General features: G+C 73.3%; 20 protein-coding genes. 12 read left to right on the forward strand and 8 right to left on the reverse strand.

What is annotated here, in order from left to right; translation table 11 throughout:
• The first annotated feature begins 227 nt into the window (after positions 1 to 227).
• The 4 genes from BLW04_RS22275 to BLW04_RS22290 are packed head-to-tail and all read left to right on the forward strand — an operon-like array spanning position 228 to position 3182.
• Entirely contained in the window at positions 228 to 659 is a 432-nt protein-coding gene (locus tag BLW04_RS22275; protein WP_091547566.1) for an SRPBCC family protein, read from the forward strand.
• A 2-nt stretch (positions 660 to 661) separates the two neighbouring features.
• On the forward strand, positions 662 to 1807 hold the full coding sequence (locus BLW04_RS22280) for an ArsA family ATPase (RefSeq protein ID WP_091547569.1): 1146 nt from the start codon (positions 662 to 664) through the stop codon (positions 1805 to 1807).
• Positions 1804 to 2172 (forward strand): hypothetical protein, encoded by a 369-nt coding sequence (locus BLW04_RS22285; RefSeq protein ID WP_091547572.1) that lies wholly within the window; start codon positions 1804 to 1806, stop codon positions 2170 to 2172. Before BLW04_RS22280 ends, BLW04_RS22285 begins: the two co-directional genes overlap by 4 nt.
• Positions 2172 to 3182 (forward strand): ROK family protein, encoded by a 1011-nt coding sequence (locus BLW04_RS22290; protein WP_091547575.1) that lies wholly within the window; start codon positions 2172 to 2174, stop codon positions 3180 to 3182. Before BLW04_RS22285 ends, BLW04_RS22290 begins: the two co-directional genes overlap by 1 nt.
• 58 nt (positions 3183 to 3240) lie before the next feature.
• Here BLW04_RS22290 and BLW04_RS22295 read toward each other — a convergent pair whose 3' ends face one another.
• The 3 genes from BLW04_RS22295 to BLW04_RS22305 form a co-directional block, all read right to left on the reverse strand.
• The gene (locus BLW04_RS22295) at positions 3241 to 4494 is read right to left on the reverse strand and encodes an ornithine cyclodeaminase, nickel-pincer nucleotide-dependent (protein ID WP_091547577.1); all 1254 of its coding nucleotides are present in this window, start codon (positions 4492 to 4494) and stop codon (positions 3241 to 3243) included.
• A gap of 121 nt (positions 4495 to 4615) precedes the next feature.
• Positions 4616 to 5305 carry a hypothetical protein gene (locus BLW04_RS22300; RefSeq protein WP_091547580.1) on the reverse strand — a complete coding sequence of 230 codons (690 nt, stop codon included), beginning with the start codon at positions 5303 to 5305 and terminating at the stop codon, positions 4616 to 4618.
• Positions 5302 to 6087, reverse strand: coding sequence for an alpha/beta hydrolase (locus tag BLW04_RS22305; protein ID WP_305777671.1), 786 nt, complete (start codon positions 6085 to 6087; stop codon positions 5302 to 5304). The genes BLW04_RS22300 and BLW04_RS22305 overlap by 4 nt, the downstream gene beginning before the upstream one ends.
• Positions 6088 to 6224: 137 nt before the next feature.
• Between BLW04_RS22305 and BLW04_RS22310 the strand changes: the two genes are divergently transcribed.
• The 5 genes from BLW04_RS22310 (at position 6225) to BLW04_RS22330 (ending at position 11682) form a co-directional block, all read left to right on the forward strand.
• Positions 6225 to 6995 (forward strand): lysophospholipid acyltransferase family protein, encoded by a 771-nt coding sequence (locus BLW04_RS22310; protein WP_091547582.1) that lies wholly within the window; start codon positions 6225 to 6227, stop codon positions 6993 to 6995.
• Between the two features lie 87 nt (positions 6996 to 7082).
• Entirely contained in the window at positions 7083 to 7751 is a 669-nt protein-coding gene (locus BLW04_RS22315) for an NAD(P)-binding domain-containing protein (protein ID WP_217631193.1), read from the forward strand.
• A gap of 147 nt (positions 7752 to 7898) precedes the next feature.
• Positions 7899 to 9698 (forward strand): GmrSD restriction endonuclease domain-containing protein, encoded by a 1800-nt coding sequence (locus BLW04_RS28830; RefSeq protein ID WP_254781887.1) that lies wholly within the window; start codon positions 7899 to 7901, stop codon positions 9696 to 9698.
• A gap of 73 nt (positions 9699 to 9771) precedes the next feature.
• Positions 9772 to 10419 carry a chitosanase gene (locus BLW04_RS29825; RefSeq protein ID WP_371327816.1) on the forward strand — a complete coding sequence of 216 codons (648 nt, stop codon included), beginning with the start codon at positions 9772 to 9774 and terminating at the stop codon, positions 10417 to 10419.
• 57 nt (positions 10420 to 10476) lie between these two features.
• Entirely contained in the window at positions 10477 to 11682 is a 1206-nt protein-coding gene (locus BLW04_RS22330; RefSeq protein ID WP_091547589.1) for an HNH endonuclease signature motif containing protein, read from the forward strand.
• Between the two features lie 370 nt (positions 11683 to 12052).
• Here the strand turns inward: BLW04_RS22330 and BLW04_RS22335 are convergent, their stop codons facing one another.
• On the reverse strand, positions 12053 to 13372 hold the full coding sequence (locus tag BLW04_RS22335; RefSeq protein WP_091547592.1) for a helicase-associated domain-containing protein: 1320 nt from the start codon (positions 13370 to 13372) through the stop codon (positions 12053 to 12055).
• Between the two features lie 9 nt (positions 13373 to 13381).
• A complete protein-coding gene (locus tag BLW04_RS28835; RefSeq protein WP_254781888.1) occupies positions 13382 to 14377 on the reverse strand; it encodes a DUF6398 domain-containing protein in 996 nt (331 codons plus the stop codon).
• Positions 14378 to 15350: 973 nt separating this feature from the next.
• Between BLW04_RS28835 and BLW04_RS22345 the strand changes: the two genes are divergently transcribed.
• Positions 15351 to 15503, forward strand: coding sequence for a hypothetical protein (locus BLW04_RS22345; protein ID WP_175484212.1), 153 nt, complete (start codon positions 15351 to 15353; stop codon positions 15501 to 15503).
• A 59-nt stretch (positions 15504 to 15562) separates the two neighbouring features.
• Here BLW04_RS22345 and BLW04_RS22350 read toward each other — a convergent pair whose 3' ends face one another.
• Positions 15563 to 15940 carry a type II toxin-antitoxin system death-on-curing family toxin gene (locus BLW04_RS22350; protein ID WP_091547597.1) on the reverse strand — a complete coding sequence of 126 codons (378 nt, stop codon included), beginning with the start codon at positions 15938 to 15940 and terminating at the stop codon, positions 15563 to 15565.
• On the reverse strand, positions 15937 to 16134 hold the full coding sequence (locus tag BLW04_RS22355) for a ribbon-helix-helix protein, CopG family (RefSeq protein WP_091547599.1): 198 nt from the start codon (positions 16132 to 16134) through the stop codon (positions 15937 to 15939). Before BLW04_RS22355 ends, BLW04_RS22350 begins: the two co-directional genes overlap by 4 nt.
• Before the next feature lie 113 nt (positions 16135 to 16247).
• On the opposite strand from BLW04_RS22355, the gene BLW04_RS27065 reads away from it, so the two are divergent.
• Positions 16248 to 16409, forward strand: coding sequence for a hypothetical protein (locus BLW04_RS27065; protein WP_175484214.1), 162 nt, complete (start codon positions 16248 to 16250; stop codon positions 16407 to 16409).
• A gap of 135 nt (positions 16410 to 16544) precedes the next feature.
• Here the strand turns inward: BLW04_RS27065 and BLW04_RS27765 are convergent, their stop codons facing one another.
• Entirely contained in the window at positions 16545 to 16811 is a 267-nt protein-coding gene (locus BLW04_RS27765; protein WP_217631195.1) for a GIY-YIG nuclease family protein, read from the reverse strand.
• Between the two features lie 739 nt (positions 16812 to 17550).
• Between BLW04_RS27765 and BLW04_RS22365 the strand changes: the two genes are divergently transcribed.
• Positions 17551 to 17812 (forward strand): transposase (locus BLW04_RS22365; protein WP_175484215.1); only part of this gene is annotated, 262 nt, incomplete at its 3' end.

The raw sequence follows: 17812 nt of genomic DNA on the forward strand, positions 1-17812 counted from the left end.
GGCCCTGATGACCGCCGGCAGGCAGCACCGGCTGGATCAACTCCCACAACTCGTCCGGGATCTCGTCGGTACGCAACATTCGTCCAGCGTCGCCCACCAACCCGCCAATCTTTGGCAGACACGCTCTAGTCCGGCGGGCTACCGGCAGGACCCGTGCGTCACCCGGCCGGGGCAGCCTGCACCTCGGGCAGAACGGCCGGAGGATGCCGACCGACTACCCTGCGCGCATGGCCGACCAGTCCACCCAGTCGATCGTCATCGACGCTCCTGCGGCCGACGTCATGGCCGTGATCGCCGACTTTCCCGGCTATCCGCAGTGGGTGGCCGCGGCGAGGACCGTCGAGGTGGTCGTGCCCGCGCCCGACGGCCGGGCCCGGCGTGTCCACTTCGTCATCGAGCAGGGCGCGGTGAAGGACGACTACGTCCTGGACTACACGTGGGACGGCGACTCGCGGGTCAGCTGGACGCTGGTGCAGGGCCAGATGCAGAAGCGGCAGGACGGCTCGTACACGCTGCGCGACATCGGCGGCGCCACCGAGGTCACGTACTCGATCACCATCGACCTGGCGATCCCCATGCTCGGCCTGATCAAGCGCAAGGCGGAGAAGGTCATTCTCGACACCGCGCTCAAGGAGCTCAAGAAGCGCGTCGAGGGCTGACCGTGCAGATCCTCCTCGTCACCGGGCCCGGGGGCGCCGGCGCCTCCACCGTGGCCGCCGCGACCGCGGTACAGCTTGCCGCCGCCGGGTCACGCTGCGTGCTGCTGACCACCCGGGCGACGCCCGTCGCCGGCCTGGACGGCGCGGTGCGGGTCGAGTCCGTCGCCCCGCTGCCCATCCTCGAGCAGGTGTGGGCCCGGCACCTGGAGGCGCTGTCGGCCGCCCTCCCGGTCGCCGTGCCGCCGGCCAGCTCGGTGGTGCCCGTGCCGGCCGCGGCGGAGTTCGCGCTGCTGGCCGCGCTGGCCGGCCACGCCGCCGCCGGCCGGACCGACGTCGTGGTGCTGGACGCCGGCCCGACCGCCACGGCGCTGGGGCTGGTCGCCCTGCCCGGCGCGCTCCGCTGGTGGCTGACCCAGGCGGCCCCGCCCCGGCTCCGGGTGTTGGCGACCCTGCGCTCGGCCGTCGCCCCGGGGCGGCCCGGCGGTGCGGCCGCCGCGCTGGGCGGGGCCGCGGCGCTGGAGGAACTGATCGGGCAGGTGCCGCTGGCCGACCCCGCGCGCACCGCCGTCCACCTGGTGCTGCGCCCGGAGCCGGCGGCCGTCGGCGAGCTGCGTACCACCGCCACCGCGCTGGCCGTGCTCGGACAGCGGGTCGCGTCGGTCACCGTCGACCGCGTGCTGCCGGCCCTGCCGGGGGAGTGGGGGGCCCGGCGGGCGCAGGTGCAGCAGACCGCATTGGACGAGCTGTCCGCGACGGCCGGCCCGCTGCGCGAGGTGGCCGAGACCGCCGTTCCGCCGGCCGACGTGCCGGCGCTGCTGGCACTCGACGCCGCCGTCCCCGGGGCGGACCCCGCGCCGGTGCCGCAACCGACCCCGCACCGGGACGGCGCCGGATGGCTGCTGGCGCTGCCCCTGCCCTTCGCCCGCAGGGGAGCGGTCGAACTGACCCGCTGGGCCGACGACCTGGTGGTCAGCGCGGCCGGCCAGCGTCGGTCGGTCCCGCTGGACCCGCTGCTGCGCCGCTGCACCGTATCCGGCGGGACGCTCGCCGCGCCCGGCACGGCCGGGGCCACCCTCGAGGTGCGTTTCACCCCCGACCGGGCGCAGTGGCCGACCGGGTTGCTCGAGGCTGAGGAGATCCGCGCATGACGAGCCCCGCACCGGACTGGGCCGACGAGGCCCGCCGCTTCCTCGCCGGCTCCGGCCTGGCCGACGCGCTGGCGGCGATGGGGAGCCGCACCGATTCCCCGGCGGCCCCCGCGTCCGGGGACGGCGCCGGCCAGCCGGCCGAGTGCCGCTGGTGCCCGCTGTGTGTCGGCCTGGCCGCGCTGCGCGGCCGGCGTCCCGACCTGCTCGAGGGGCTGGCGGACCTGCTCACCACGGCTGCCACGGTGGTCCGCGCCCAGGCGGCAGCGGCCGGCCCGGCCCCTGCCGAGCCCGCCGCCGAGGACGAGCCCGTGGCCGGCGACGACGAGCCGGCCCCGGCGCCGGTCCAGCGGATCGAGGTGGCGTGATGCGGTACGAGGACGCGCCGGTGAAGAACGCCGGTGGCGGTGACCTGCCCGCGCTGGGCATCGACATCGGCGGCACCAAGGTCGCCGGCGGGGTCGTCGCCCCCGACGGCACCATCCTGGACACCGCCCGCCGGGCCACCCCGAGTCGCTCCGTCGAGGCCACCGAGGACGCCATCGCCGCGGTCGTCGAGGAGCTCGCCGAGCGGCACGGCGGCCCGCTGGTCGGCGTAGGGGTCGGCGCGGCCGGCTGGTTCGACCGCACCGGTGACACCGTGCTGTTCAGCCCGCACCTGGCCTGGCGCAACCAGGCGCTGCGCAAGGAGCTGGGCGACCGGCTGCAGCGCCCGATGTGGGTGGGCAACGACGCCGACGCGGCGGCCTGGGCGGAGTACCGCTACGGCGCCGCACGCGGCAGCGACCTGGCGCTGGTGATCACGCTGGGCACCGGCATCGGCGGCGGCATCGTGCTCGACGGCCGGCTGCAGCGGGGCGCCCACGGCGTGGCCGGCGAGTGGGGGCACATGCGGGTCGTGCCCGACGGCCGGCTGTGCGCGTGCGGCAACCGCGGCTGCTGGGAGCAGTACGCCAGCGGCACCGCTCTGGGGCAGACCGGCCGGGAGGTCGCGCTGTCCTCGCCGGCGGCAGCAGCCGACCTGCTGGACCGGGTCGGGGGGAACCCGGACCTCATCACCGGGGAGGTCGTCGCCACCGCGGCACAGGCCGGCGACCCGCTGGCCAACGAGCTGCTGTGCGACGTCGGGGCGTGGCTCGGGCAGGGCATCGCCGACCTGGCGGCGGTGCTGGACCCCGAGGTGGTCGTCATCGGCGGCGGGGTGAGCGTGCTCGGGGAGATGGTGCTGACCCCTGCCCGGGAGCGCTTGGAGCGCGCCCTGCCCGGCCGCGGGTTCCGACCGGGTCCACGGGTGCTCGCCGCCCAGCTCGGTGCGCAGGCCGGGCTGGTCGGGGCGGCGAACCTGGTCCGCCGCGCGGTCTGCGAGGGCGAGGCCTGAGCAAGGACCCCCTCCTCCCCACCCCTCGCAGGCTCGGGGCGGGACCCGGGAGGGGGCCTTATTCGGGGGCGAGCTCGCGGGCCAGCTGCTCGAGGAACAGGCCGATGTCGGTGACGATGCCCATCGCCTGGGCGCTCCCGCGGTCGGCCAGCTTGGTCACCGTGGCCGGGTTGATGTCCACGCAGACCAGCGGGATCGACGCCGGCAGGATGTTCCCGGTCGCGATCGAGTGCAGCATCGTGGCCACCATGATCGCGAAGCCGACGCCGGGGAGCTCGGCCCGCATCGCCCGCTGACCCTCGATCACGTCGGTGAAGACGTCGGGCAGCGGCCCGTCGTCGCGTACGGAACCGACCAGCACGAACGGCTTGTCCGCCTGCACCATCGCGTGCATCACCCCACCGGTGAGCACCCCGGTCTCCACCGCCGCGGCGATCGAGCCGGCCCGCCGGATGGTGTTGATCGCCCGGATGTGGTGCTCGTGCCCGTGCGGGACGCCCGAGCCCTTGGCCAGGTCGACGCCGAGGGAGGTACCGAACAGCGAGGACTCGATGTCGTGGGTGGCCAGCGCGTTGCCGGCGAACAGGACGTCGACGTAGCCGGCGCGCACCAGCCGGACCATCGCCGGCGCCGCGCCGGTGTGCACCACCGCCGGGCCCCCGACCCACAGGATGCGGCCCCCGGCGGCCTTGACCTCGCGCATCCGCTCGGCGATCTGGTGCACCAGCAGCGCCTGCGGCTTCTCGCTGGAGACCGCCGACGACATGAACCCGAAGTCGTCCTCCTCGCCGCGGGGGGCCTGCGGCGGGAGCTCGACCCGAACGCCGTGCGCGCCGCAGACCACTGTCTCTCCGGCCCGCACGTCGCTGACCGGCACGGTGCGGATGACCCTGGCGTCGCCGGCCCCGGTGACCACCAGTCCGCAGTCCATCTCCGGGCGCTCGACCCGGATCCAGTCGCGCTCGAGGCGGACCAGGGTCTCCAGGTTGGTGGTGGAGTAGAAGTCGTCGGGGAAGACGCCGTCGGCGGGCGCCGGCCGGGTGGTCGCCGTCCCGGGGTCGGTGGCGTTGGCGCCGTGCACCTGGACCCGCATGAGGATCCGATCGAGCCGCTCGGCCTCGTCGGCGCTCACCTCGACCAGCGCCCGCGACTCGTCCTCGTGCTGGCGGCCCAGGTCCAGGGACTCGATCCGGTAGTCGCCGCCGTACTCGAGCACGTCGTCGAGCACGCGGGCGAGGATGCCGGTGTCCATCAGGTGGCCGGTGATGGTCACCGTGGTGCGGTGCGGGAGCGCGCGCGGCGGGGTGGTCACCCCGGGGACGCTAAGGGATCCTCCTCCGGTGTGGAGGGCGGGGTCTCGGCTCCGCCGAGCGTCCCGCCGGTTCCGCACGAGCGATGGTCGGGATGCTCCGCATGCCGACCCGCTCGTCCGGTCACACCACGGCGCCGTCGTCGCCGTCGTCCACCGACCGCTCCCGCATCCGGGACACCAGCACGAAGACCCCGCCGATCACTGCGGCCACGCCCAGCACCAGACCGACGTCGCCGGAAAGCCCGACCGTGCCGGGCCGGAAGACCAGCAGCACGCCGACCACCAGCAACAGCAGCGCGTACATCGTGGCGGGGGACAGCACCGGCAGCGGGGGCGGCGGCGGGGGCTCGTAGTGGTCGGCGGCGTCGAGCGCATCGAGCACCGAGGGCTCGGCCGGCGGCGGGGGCGGATCGTCCCGCGGCTCGTCGCGCGCGGCCGGGGCCGGGCCGTGCTCGGCCTCGAAGGCGGCGACGATCCGGGCGAACTCGAGGTCGTCGTCGGTCAGCGGGGGCGGCGCCGGCGCGGGGGCCGGGGCCTCCGCGGGGTCGCCGTGCCGGGCGAGCAGCTCGCGGGCCTCGGCCCGCCGGGACCGGTCGACGAACAGCCGGTCCGAGGGCGGACTGGGCAGGAACACGGTGCGCGTGTACGGGCCGACGTCGGTGGCCGGCTCCAGGTAGGCGGCGATACCGGCGGTGGCCAACAGGTCGAGCAGGTGCTCACCGATCCGCGGGTCGACGTCGGTCAGCGGTGACCACAGGGCGGCGTCCAGTCCGTTGTCCCGGCGGCCCCGGCCGCGGCGGGGGAGCGTCACGGCACCTCCGGCGCGGGGGCGGCCGCGGGCACCCGGTCCCGGATCCAGTCCACCGAGCCCGCGAAGATCGCCGGGGCGTCGTTGTCCAGCGTCGCGACGTGGTAGCTGTCGTGCAGCAGCACCTCGGTGACGTCGCTGCTGCCCACTCCGGCCAGCAGCACCCGCACCGACGCCGGCTCGACGACGTGGTCCTCGGTGCTGCGGAAGACCAGCAGCGGCGCCTGAACCCGGCCCAGGTCGGCGCGCACTGCGGTCCACAGCCGGCGCAGCGCAACGGCGGCCCGGGTGGGCAGCCGCGGATAGGCCAGCTCCGTGCTGCCCGGCTTCTTGATGTCGCTGCCGATCGGTGCCCAGGCGGGGGTGAGCCGGGCCAGCACCGGCAGCAGCTTCGCGTCGCGGCGCTCGGTGAGCAGCGAGGGGTTGACCAGCACCAGGGCGGCGACGTCGTCCGGACGACGCTCGGCCAGCTGGAGCGCCAGCGTGCCCCCCATCGACAGCCCGGCGACCACCACGGCGGAGCAGTGGGCGGTCATCTCGTCCAGGGCCGCGGACAGGGCGCCGTACCAGTCGTCCTCGCTGCTGGCGTTGGCGTCCTGCCAGCGGGTGCCGTGCCCGGGCAGCAGCGGACAGCGCACGGTGAACCCGGCGGCGGCCAGGTGCTCGCCCCACGGCCGCATCCCCTGGGGGGTGCCGGTGAAGCCGTGGCACAGCAGCACCCCCACCGGGCCCTCGCCCAGGGAGAAGGGCTCGGCTCCGGGCATTCCCGGCGTGGCCTGCATCATCGGTCCTCCGTGGGCGGCGGGGGGCGTCGACTGCAGACGCCGGGGCGGGTGGGGCGGCAGAGCGGTGGTGCGGGAGGGGCGTGCGATTGTCGCGCGGCCCGGCTCTCCCTAGTCTGACAGTCGCTGAGGGAGGCGCGTTGTTCTACTGGTTCCTCAAGTTCGTGGCCGTGGGGCCGATCGTGAAGCTCGTGTTCCGGCCCCGGGCCGAGGGCACCGAGGGGGTTCCGGCGACCGGTGCGGCGATCATCGCGAGCAACCACCTGTCGGCGGCGGACTGGGTCTTCATGCCGATGTCGCTGCGCCGGCGGGTCACCTTCCTGGCCAAGGCCGAGTACTTCACCGGCACCGGGGTGAAGGGCTTCTTCCAGCGGGTGTTCTTCGCCGGCAGCGGCCAGGTGCCCATCGACCGCACCAGCGGCACGGCCGCCGAGGGCGCGATCCGCACCGGCATGCGCATCCTCACCGAGGGCAAGCTGCTGGGCGTCTACCCCGAGGGCACCCGGTCCCCGGACGGGCGGCTGTTCCGCGGCAAGACCGGGATCGCCCGGATGGCGCTGGAGACCGGCGCCCCGGTCGTGCCGGTGGCGATGGTCTACACGCCGCGGCGGCTGCCCCTGGTCGGCGACCTGGGCGGGAAGCTCGTACGCGTGGTCGTCCGGTTCGGGGAGCCGCTGGACTTCTCCCGCTACGACGGGCTGTCCGGCGACCGTTTCGTCGAACGGTCCATCACCGACGAGATCATGTACGAGATCATGCTGCTGTCCGGCCAGGAGTACGTCGACCTCTACGGCGCCAAGGTGAAGAAGTCCATGGATGCCACCGGGGCCAGCGCCGTCGACGTCGTCAGCCAGCTGCAGCCGTTGCCGCAGGAGTCCGCCGACCGGCTGCCGAGCTCGCTGGCCGGCTGACCCGGCGGGCATGCGCGACGGCGTACCGGGGTTGCGCCTGGGGTCACTGCACCTGTCGAGGGAGCAGGTACCGAGGGAGAGAAGACGATGAGCACCGCAGCACGAGCGAACATCGGCGTCGTCGGCCTGGCCGTGATGGGGTCGAACCTGGCCCGCAACCTCGCCAGCCGCGAGGGCAACACGGTGGCCGTCTACAACCGGTCGCCGGGGCGCACCGACACGTTGATGACCGAGCACGGTGATGCCGGGTTCATCCCGTCGACGACGATCGAGGACTTCGCCGCCTCCCTGACCCGGCCGCGGACCGCGATCATCATGGTGCAGGCCGGCCAGGGCACCGACGCCGTCATCGACCAGCTCGCCGAGGCCTTCGAAGAGGGCGACATCATCGTCGACGGTGGGAACGCCAACTTCCAGGACACCATCCGGCGGGAGCGGGCCCTCAAGGACAAGAAGCTCAACTTCGTCGGCGCCGGAATCTCCGGCGGCGAGGAGGGAGCCCTCAAGGGGCCCTCGATCATGCCGGGCGGGTCGGCCGAGGCGTACGAGACGCTCGGCCCGATCCTCGCCTCGATCGCCGCCGTCGCCGAGGGCGAGCCGTGCGTGACCCACGTGGGCATCGACGGCGCGGGGCACTTCGTCAAGATGATCCACAACGGCATCGAGTACGCCGACATGCAGCTCATCGCCGAGTCCTACGACCTGCTGCGCCGGGTCGGCGGCCACGACCCGGCCGCGATCGCCGCGGTGTTCTGACGATTCCCGCGGTGCCGCTGGGACGTCGGGGACCGGTGGGAGCGACGGGGCGACGGTGCAGGTCAGTCGGCCTGTCGCAACCCTCCGGACGGCGGGCGCGAACCCACGATGAGGCGGTTCGCCGAACGTCCAACGGGGGGTCTGCTCATGTCGTCGTCGCATCCAGCCGCAGTCGAGGCGCTCCTGACCCAGTGGGAGTCCCGGAACCCCGGGACGCCGGTCCGCGCCGTGGTCGTCCGGGCCGCGGCGCTCGGCTTCGCCCCCACCCCGCCCGGCGGCAACGGCACCGCCGACTACCTGCGCCTGGTCTCCACCGACCCGACCGAGCGGGCGATCACCCTCTACGTGAACGGGCTGCGGCTGACCGCTGCCGGTTCGGCGGCCCGCAAGGTCGCCGCCACGATGCCCGGCGCCGTGGTCAAGTCCCGGGACGTCCAGCTCCCGTTCGGCACGGTCGACCCGTTCGCCGCGCTCGAGACCTTCCGCCAGGTCGCGACCGGGGAGATCGTCGCCCCCGCCGGACCAACGCCCGTCCGGCACGACACCGGGACGTTCGAGCTCCCGGCACGGCTCCTCGCCCCGCCGGCCCTCCCCGGGCAGGAGCCGGCCAGCAACCGGCGGCCCGTCGTCCTCGCGATCGTCGGCGCGCTCGTCCTGCTGCTCGTCATCGCCGGTGCTGCCTCGGGCGGGGTCGGCGGCGCCCTGCTGATGCTCGGGTTCATCGCTCTCCTGGTCGGGCTGGCCGCCGTTGTCGTCGGCCGGGCTCGGTGGGCCTTCATCGCCTCCCGGAGAGTCGGCGGGATCGTCGTCGCGGCCGGTCTCGTCGCCGTGACCGTCGGCGGCGTGACCGCCCCGCCCACCGAGCCCGCCGCCGCATCCTCCGCCGCCGCGGCGACCTCCACGGCCACCGCGACCGCCTCGCCCACCGCTGACACGGAAGCTGCGATCGCCGCCGCAGAGGCGGCCATGCTGCGCCGGGAGGCCGAGGAAGCGGCGACCGCGCCCACCGCCGTCAGCGCCGTCACCGGGCTGCTCAGCGACTCAGCTACCGACACCGCCGTCGTCTCCGCGCAGCCCGCCACCGCCCTCGCTGCCCTCGCGGCTGTGGTGGTGCAGGGTCGCGCTCCCCAGACCGGCTACGACCGCGACCTGTTCGGCGCGGCATGGAGCGACGTCGACCGCAACGGCTGCGACACCCGCAACGACGTCCTCGCCCGCGACCTGACGGCCGAGACGTTCAAGCCCGGCACCCGCAACTGCGTCGTGCTCACCGGCTCCCTCGCCGACCCGTACTCCGCGAAGGCGATCGCCTTCCTCCGCGGCCAGGCCACCAGCGCGGCCGTGCAGATCGACCACGTCGTGGCGCTGTCCAACAGCTGGCAGACCGGTTCGCAGGGCTGGGAGACGGCCAAGCGGACAGCCTTCGCCAACGACCCGCTCAACCTGCTCGCCGTCGACGGGCCGCTCAACATGCAGAAGGGGGACGGCGATGCCGCCACCTGGCTGCCGCCGAACAAGGGCTACCGCTGCGCCTACGTCGCCCGCCAGGTCGCGGTGAAGGTCGCCTACGGGCTCTGGATGACCCAGGCCGAGCGCAACGCCATCGCTACGGTGCTCAGCGCCTGCCCGAACGAGCCGCTGCCCGGCGGCGTCGTCGCCAACGTCCCGGCCACGTCCACCGCCGTCGCGACGACGGCAGCCCCGCGTTCCACTGCCGCCGCGCCTAAGCCGGTGCCCCAGCAGGCGCCCGCCGCTGTCGCGCCGGTGCCCGTGCCGGTCCCGGCGCCTGCTCCGGCGCCCGTTCCGGCTCCGGCTCCGGTCGTGACCGGTGCCTTCGCCAACTGCACGGAGGCGAAGGCTGCGGGGGCGGCGCCGCTGTACCGCGGGCAGCCCGGCTACCAGGACAAGCTCGACCGAGACAAGGACGGCGTCGCCTGCGAGAGCTGACCTCCGAACGAGGAGGATCGGTCGACGCCCCGCCGGACGTCATCGGGGTGAGCGAGTGCCTGCCCGCGGTGTAGTGGGAGCGGCAGCGCGGGATGGGGCGGGCCACCCGGGAGGGCCTCGGCCGGCGTTCGCGGCCGCCTGGCGAGCCGCCGCCGGCCCGTTCTTCCGCCGGGCGCAGGACGACCGCGTCGACGCCGGCAACTCCCGTGCCGCCGTGGACCAGGCGCTCGCCGACGGCCTGCCCGTGCTCGGGCAGTCCGCCCACTTCGACGCGATGGTTCTGCACGGACCAGGGGAGCAGTCGGACGCCTTCGGCGGCATTCGGGCGGCAGCGCGGCGGGCGGCGCCCGCTCCCGCCGTCGGCGGTGACGTGCGCGCCTGCCTTTCGGCCTTCCTGGGCGCCCGGTCGGCGGCGATGTGCACCGAGGTCGCCCACCGCGACACCACCCAGGTAGCAATGCCCAGTGGGTCTTCCTCGCCCGGGGCAACTTCGCCCTGGACAGCCGCTCACCTGGTCGGTGTGCGGCGACCGGTACACGATGCACCGCCTCGGCGTCCTGCCGGCAGTGCGCTGAGCCGCCGCCCATCCCGTACTTCCGCAGTGGGCGCTTTCGGTACCAACAGCGCGGAGGCTTTTGGTACCGAAAGCACACCGCCGCGGCGCTGGTCACGACCCTTGGTGACCGGTCGATCGGCCGTGACCTGCGCTTTTGTCTTGTGAGGGCGGGTTTGCCGCGGTAGGCTTCGAACACCAGTTCGAAGCGCTCCGGGAGGTGACATGGGTGAGCTGACCTCGGCCCTGGACGCCCTCGCCGCCGACGACCTCAAGCCGATGTTCGGTCCGCAGCTGCTGGACCGGGCCGCGGAGCTGCTGCAGGCACGGAACCGGATCGATGCCGAGTTGACCCGCACGGTCCGGGAATGCGAGCTCACCCAGGCCGCGGAGCACGACGGGCTGAAGACGATGCCGTCCTGGCTGCGTGGGCACGGCCGGCTGTCCTCCGGTGTGGCGTCGCGGATAGTGCACGCCGGCCGGGCGCTGGAGCACCTGCCCGCCGTCGCCGCGGGGTTCGCCGCCGGTGAGGTGACCGCGGAGCAGGTCGCGGTGATCGCCCCGATCGCCAAGCCCGAGGCGTTGGCCGCCGCCGCGGCGCAGGGTGTCGACGTGCCGGCGATGGAGGCCGACCTGGCGGCAGTCGCCGCCACCGCACCGCACGACAAGCTGCAGGACGTCGTGAAGATCTACCTGGCCGCGCTGGACCCCGACGGCTCCGAGCCAGACCCGACCGAGGGCCGGCGGCTGACCATCGCCAAGCACGCCGACGGCAGCGTGACCGGCCGGTTCGACCTGGACGCGGTGGGTGGGGAGAAGCTGCAGGCCGCCCTGGAGTCGATCGTGCAGGCCGCCCGCCCGCAGGGCGACACCCGCACCCGCGCCCAGCAGCAGGCCGACGCGCTGGTCCAGCTCTGCGACAACCAGCTGGCGAGCGGCAACCTGCCGTTTCTGCGCACGGTCAAGCCGCACGTGATCGTCACCATCGACGTCGAGGACCTCGCCGACACCAGCACGACCGGGCCGGGTGCGGGCGAGACCGGGTTCGGGGCGCGGATCTCCGCTGCCCGGGCCCGGTGGCTGGCCTGCGACGGCACCATCTCCCGGATGGTGATGAGCCCCGACGGGCTCCCGCTGGACGTGGGCCGGGAGAAGCGGGTCGTTCCGCCGCACATCCGGCGGGCCGTGGAACGCCGCGACCGGCACTGCGTGTTCGCCGGCTGCTCAGCCCCCACCCACTGGTGCGACGTGCACCACCTCGAGGAGTGGCTCCGGGATCACGGGGAGACATCGCTGGCGAACTCCGCCCTCGTATGCGAGAGGCATCACACCAAGGTGCACCACGGCTTCCGCGTCGAACGACCACCCGATGGCCGATGGCGCACCTACCGCCCCGACGGCACCGAGATCATCATCGGTCCCCGCTGGTAGTAGCTGTCCAGGGAGCGAATCGGCGTGCGCCGAAGGAGATCAGGTGACACCGAGGTGCGACGTGCCAGGCTGCTTCCGTGGTCGATGACGTCTTGGCGACCCGGAACCCCGAGCCCGGCTCGTCGCTGCCCTACCTGATCCGCTGACCTGGAGCCGGTGGGCCCGCGAGCAGATCGCGGGCGGGCGGTCCACAACCGACCCGGGCGGCTGGGACACCCGTGCCGTCCTCGGCGAGCTGGCCGCCGACGCCGAGCGCCTCGTCGACGGGCGCGCCGTCCCGGCGTAGCCCAGACCGGGGGTGACGGGGAAGCCGACGTTCGACCGGGACGAGGACGGCGTCGACTGTGAGACGTCGGGGCAGCATCGCGGCTCAGCGGGATGCCGCCCCCAGTGGGTAGCCGAGCTTGAGCAGCGCGGCGCGGGCCCTGGCCTCTCCCGCCGGATCGATCACCAGGTGCCGCTCGCCCACCCGGGTACACAGGCCCCGCAGCGTCCGGTCCCGCTCCAGCAGGGTCGCCACCTGCGCGTCGGCGCACTCGACGACCCGGTGCAGACCCAGGTCGCGGACCCGACCGGCCCGGGTCGCGACGTCCTCGAGCAGCGTCCGGACGACCGGAGGCACTCCGTTCACCGCCCGCTCGGCCAGGAAGGTGGCCAGCTCGCCGGGCGCCCGGCCCTCGTTGATCGCGCTCAGCAGGCTCGCCGTGGACAGCGTCCACACCCGGTCGGCCGTGCGGGTGGCGAAGGCGTCGAGGACCAGACGGTCGCCGGGCGGAAGGTCGGCGAGGGCGACGACGTCGAAGTTGGCCAGCACCTGCAACCCGCGGTCGGGAACCGCCGGCGCGGCGGGGACGTACGTGGGCGCCAGCCCGGCGGCGTAGGCGCCGAGCGGGGTCAGCCGGACCGCCTGCAGCCCGTCGTAGCGGCTGAGCGCGTCGATCCAGTCGGCTCCCCACATGTCGCGGAAGTCGTCCCGGGCATGCGCCGGCGGAACGTACTCGACGTCGACCAGGCCCAGCGTCGCGGCGTACTCGAACAGGACCGCGAGAACGTAGCGGCCCTCCAGGACCGGCCAGTCGTGGTACCCGGCGTAGCCGAGGCTGCCGTACTCGGGGTCGGCGATGTAGAGCTTCCACAGGCCGCGCTCCGACCGGGCGATGGTCAGCCGGGGCTCGGTTCGGCGGAGCACGGCGAAGAGGGCGTCCACGCCGATCCACTTCCCCGGCGGGCAGTGCGCCAGTGCGGCGACCGCGGCGGCACGCCGCGGGCCGGCCGCGCTCAGCGCCGCAGCGGCCTTCTGCCCCTTGATCTGCTCCACCCGGCTGAGCTCGTCGATCGGCGCGTGGCGGGGCCAGCGCTCCCAGATCGCGCGCACCACCTCGGCGGCGGGCCGGCCGAGGGCCGACCGGCCCCGTGGCGTCAGCGCGAGCCGGGCGCCGTCCAGCCGCGCCAGCCCGCCGGCCTGCAGCAGCAGCGGCCAGGCGAAGGCGGCGATGGCGTCGTCCGGGTAGAAGTCGTCGGCGACGAGGACGTCGGCGACGGCGCGCACCGTGGCGGCCGACGGCCGGTGCGTGGCCGCACTGCATGTGAGCTTCCCGGCCTGGCAGAGCCGGAGGACGGCGGCGACGTTGACGAGCGCTTCGGCCTCGGTGCACCGCACGGTGGACGGGGCCTCGTCCGCGGATCCCATGCCCGCACGCTAGCGAGGGTCGTCGTCCCGCAGGCTGTCGCGGCCGGCGACCATGCCCGCGCGGTGGTCCCCGGTCAGGTAGTCCGGTGAACCCAGGTGTCCGTCGCCATAGGCGTAGCCGTCGGGATCGACCCCGATCGCGGTCAGCAGCGGCTTGGCCCGCGTCGAGGGCGTGCCGGCGATGCCGAACCAACTCGTCAGCTGCTTCACGGTGAGGTCGCGATCCCGGAACACGTCGTTGGCCGTCGCGACGATCCAGCAGATCGCCGCGGCGGAACCCTCGGCCCGGCTTCGGCGCCGGAAGATCTCCGGGTCCGCCGCGGCGACCCGGGCCAGCAGCCGGCGGGCCGCGGTGCGCAGCTCCACATCGAACAGTTCGGTGCAGCACCGGTCGACAAGTGCCAGCACCTCCGCCACCCGCTCGTGGACGTCGTCGGGCACCTCCTGCCAGTCGAACGGTTCGTCAGGCAGGGGAGAGGTGTCGAGGGAGGCGAGAGCCTGCTCGCCGCCGACGGCCCGGCGCAGATCGTCCAGGAGCACGTCGTCGAGGGCCGACTCGAAGAACTCCGGCGGCGGGGCGCTGTTCGAGTCGAGCAACCCCATCGCGGCGAGCAACGCCGCCGGGCCCTGCGGCCGCGGCGTCCGGATCGTCGCCCGGTACCCCGGCTCCCACTCGTCGACCGCGGCCAGCGTCTGCTCGGTGAGCGGACCCCGGATACCGCGCTCCGCGTGGCTGAACCGGATGAACGCCCGGAGCAGGTCCGGCGCCTGCGCCAGATAGGGCACGTCGGCGACGATCTTGCGCGGGATCCAGTCGGCCAGCAGGATCTCGACGGCCACCGGGCTCCAGCGCAGCGGATCGCCGGGCCCGTAGTCGGTGCCGAACCACAGCAGTGACTCCAGCAGGCCGCGGCGGTCGGCGTCGTCCAGGCCGGCCCCGAACGGCGAGGCGAAGAAACGTGCGGCGAGCGCCCGCTTGTCGTCGTCCGTCCACTGCGGCCGCACGTACCCGGTGCCCCCGGCAGGCAGCAGGCCGACCGCCCATTGCGACGAGCGGGCGGCAGGCCGGCCAGGTGTCGGTCTCGATCGGCGGGAACGTGAGGGCGCTGAGCTCCATCGCCTCGGTGATCCGTGCCCGGGCGTCGGCCGGATCGAGGTCGGTGAGCGCCGTGTCCGGATCGTCGGCACTGGCCTCCATCATGTCCACCAGCTCCGCCAGCCCGCCCGGGACGACGAAGGCGTCCTTCACCAGCGTGCCCAGGTTGTGGTCGATGTAGAACGTCATGCAGAGCTCGCGGCCGCCGGGCAACCGGACGCCGAGCACGATGTTGTCCCCGTCGCCCAGCACGTGCCGCATCTCGACGACCCGGTCCACCGGCTCCGCCTGGTCCAGTGCGAGGAGCCGGCGCGGCAACACATGGCGGCGAGCGGCGATCTCCCGGCGGACCCGGTGCCGTAGGACGTCGTCGCCGGCCAGCCCGGCGATGGTCGCCAGCAGCGCCGACGTCGCGACCAGGTCCACGTCGAAGAGGTCTGCACCACCTCGTCCCGCGGCGGCAGCGAAGGCTCGGTCGGCGGGCCCGGCGTCGGGCGGTCGTCGAACGCGGCCAGCAGCGAGCTCGCCACCCCCAGCAGGCGCAGCCGGTCGTCCGCGGCGAGCGCGGCCGCGACGTCGTCCATCAGGTCGGGCTCCTGCTGCCGCCGTGCCGAGGCGACGGGACTCGATCCCCTGGGCGAGCGCCCCGACTTCGAGCGCCCTGGCTTGGGGCGCGTGGTCTTCTGGCGGTGCGAGCGCTTCGACATCGGAATCAGGCGAGAGGGGCAGGGCCCGGAACTCGACCCCTTCTACGGCGGCCGGGTCCGTCTTGCTCCCGGGCGTCCTGGAGGCCGCGGGGGTACATCGTGCGGTGGTGCGTCAGGACCGGGCAGGATGAGCGAGCACCAGACGGTCCATCAGAGGGAGGTCACCATGGCAGGCATGATCCGGAAACTCCTGGCGTCGGGCGTCGCGGCCAAGGTCGTCCAGGAGGCTCGCAAGCCGCAGAACCAAGCCAAGATCAAGAAGGCGATCGCGGACTTCCGGGCCAAGCGCGGCGGCGGGAGCCGCCCGGGCGGTACCCCCCGCTACTGAGCCAGGCTCTCAGCGGCCTTGACCCGACCGCACGCCGGTTTTCCGCTGAGGTGGTGTCGTCAACTCCAGGGAGCGGTGTGCGACCGCAGGCGCTCCGCGATCGGTTCGACGTCGTCGATCTCGCCGGCGGCGACCGCCATGATCAAGTCGTAGGCTTCGTCGTTCGACAGGGTGAGCCGGAGGACGTTGACACCGTAGAACGCGATCGTCGCGGCCAGCGAGAGCCGCTTGTTGCCGTCGACCAGCGGATGGTTCCGGGCGAGTGAGTGCAGCAGCGCCGCTGCCTTCTCGTGGATCGAGGGGTAGGCATCCTCGCCGAACGCCGTCGACCGTGGTCTCGCCGCTGCGGACTCCAGCAGGCCGATGTCGCGCAGCTGGACCTCGCCGAGCGTGCGGCGCGCGACGTGCAGTAGGTCGTCGAGGTCGAGGTGGATCACTGACCGAGTCGCTCGAGCGCCTCGGCGTATTGAGGCAGTTCCTGGTCCAGCACGCGGTCGAGCAGCTCGCGTTTGCTGTTCCGCTCGATGTAGTCGCGAACGGCCTGCCGGGCGACCTCCTGCATCGACCGGCCCTCGAGCTCGGCCCGGCGGCGCAGCGCTTCGCTCTCCTGGTCGTCCAGGCGCAGGGTCATGGCCACGACCGTGACGGTATCAGATGTGATACCTGCCCGTTCCGGGGTGACGGGTGTGGACTCTTCTGGCCAGCGGAAGACCAGCCGGTGACCCGCGTTTCGGACTTTGGCGCGTGACAGGAAACGGCAACGACCCCGTCCACCGGCCGGTCCTCAAGAAGCGCATGTTCGGGCTGACCAACGAGGAGGGCAACCACGGCGAGGACGCCGAGGAGTACCGGTGGGCGGTCGACAGCACCTCCACTCACTCCTGGGCAGCATCCCGTCGGCTGTGAACGCGTGCCTCGATGACCTGCCCCAACCTCACGGGCCGGTCGGGACGAGTTCCTGCCGGCGGTGGACCTCGCTCTGCCGGTACTCGAGGGCTTCGGGGAAGTCCTCGAACTGGAGCAGGTTCCCGGCCAGACTCGTCAGGAGTTCCTCACCTCTCCGGGGGAAGCGTGGAAGAACTCCCGCCGCGGGCTGACCATGTTGACACGTCGGTCGGCCAGCTTCTGGAGCAGCGCCGACTCGATGCCCACGGCGTCCTCGGAGAAGTGGATCGCGTGGACGTCGAAGCGGAAGGGGACCGATGCGTCCCCGAGTTCCCGCACGCGGTCCATGGGATCGAGGCGGCGGGTCATCCCGACCTTGACCATCGACTCCCCGAAGGCGCCGACGTTGGAGATGACGTACACGTATCCGGCACGGATGTTAACTGCGCGGTGGTCGGCGTCCTCGATGGCCCGATCAATGTCGTCGAGCTTGGCCCTCAGGAACTCGGCCTCGGTCAGATCACCCTTGGCGACCAGAGCTGCGTGGGCGTTCAGGTAATGCTGCCGGTCCTTCTCCAGCTGTGCCTTCTCGCGCTCGATCTGCGACGGCGCCCAGCCCTTCGGAGGAGCGGGCCAGTTCGGTGGCGTTCGGAACCCGCATCACTCTGTCCACCCCCCGTGGAAAAACACTGCCGACTGTGGTGTCTGTGCCCGGCGCTATGCGTGTTCGTGCTCTCTTCGTCCACCGGGGCGACCGACTGGAAATTGGACGCTCGCGTCCGCCAGCGAGTGCTCATGCTCCAGAAAGCGGACTCACGCACCTCACCCGGCTCACCATCCCCGCGAGTTGCGCCCCTGGGTCGCGGCACTGCCGCCACGGCAATGTGCACAGTGGGCGCCAGCTGGTATTGCTCGTGGCCAGGTCCATGGGACTGGAGGTGCCTCCGCGACGCAGGTGGTCGCCACGCGAAACGTCATGTGAGGAAAGGCTTTCCCATCACCATGCACGGGCATAGCGTTCGCCCACCGTCGGACGTGCCGGCGGTTCGAACGGGGGATCCCATGTCCACGCCTCATGAGCCGACGGAGCAGCGGGACTTGACCCCTGATCGTGGACACGCTGAATCCAGGCCGGGCCTGGAGGAAGCGAGAAGATCAGACGGTGGCAAGGAAGACGTACTCCGACGAGTTCCGCCGGGACGCCGTGGAGCTGTACCGGTCGACGCCGGGGGCGACGGTGGTGGGCATCGCCGGGGACCTGGGGATCATGGACGCGACGCTGTCGACGTGGCTGAAGGCTGCCGGCGTGCCGGTGCGCAGCAGGCACCCCGGAGACGACGACGAGTCCCCTCCGGCAGGTGAAACGCCTGTCCAGGAGCTCGCCCGACTACGGGCCAGAGTCACTGAACTGGAATCGGCCGAGC

Origin of the sequence: Modestobacter sp. DSM 44400 (assembly GCF_900107175.1) — a bacterium.
GTDB lineage: Bacteria > Actinomycetota > Actinomycetes > Mycobacteriales > Geodermatophilaceae > Modestobacter.

Bases quoted from the DNA above. Each gene is read 5' to 3' on its own strand.
- BLW04_RS22305 (WP_305777671.1), bottom strand. From the start codon at position 6,087: ATGATGCAGGCCACGCCGGGAATGCCCGGAGCCGAGCCCTTCTCCCTG.
- BLW04_RS22330 (WP_091547589.1), top strand. From the start codon at position 10,477: ATGGGTGAGCTGACCTCGGCCCTGGACGCCCTCGCCGCCGACGACCTC.
- BLW04_RS28830 (WP_254781887.1), top strand. From the start codon at position 7,899: ATGTCGTCGTCGCATCCAGCCGCAGTCGAGGCGCTCCTGACCCAGTGG.
- BLW04_RS22345 (WP_175484212.1), top strand. From the start codon at position 15,351: ATGATCCGGAAACTCCTGGCGTCGGGCGTCGCGGCCAAGGTCGTCCAG.
- BLW04_RS22275 (WP_091547566.1), top strand. From the start codon at position 228: ATGGCCGACCAGTCCACCCAGTCGATCGTCATCGACGCTCCTGCGGCC.
- BLW04_RS22335 (WP_091547592.1), bottom strand. From the start codon at position 13,372: ATGGGATCCGCGGACGAGGCCCCGTCCACCGTGCGGTGCACCGAGGCC.
- BLW04_RS22315 (WP_217631193.1), top strand. From the start codon at position 7,083: ATGAGCACCGCAGCACGAGCGAACATCGGCGTCGTCGGCCTGGCCGTG.
- BLW04_RS22355 (WP_091547599.1), bottom strand. From the start codon at position 16,134: ATGACCCTGCGCCTGGACGACCAGGAGAGCGAAGCGCTGCGCCGCCGG.
- BLW04_RS22285 (WP_091547572.1), top strand. From the start codon at position 1,804: ATGACGAGCCCCGCACCGGACTGGGCCGACGAGGCCCGCCGCTTCCTC.
- BLW04_RS22290 (WP_091547575.1), top strand. From the start codon at position 2,172: ATGCGGTACGAGGACGCGCCGGTGAAGAACGCCGGTGGCGGTGACCTG.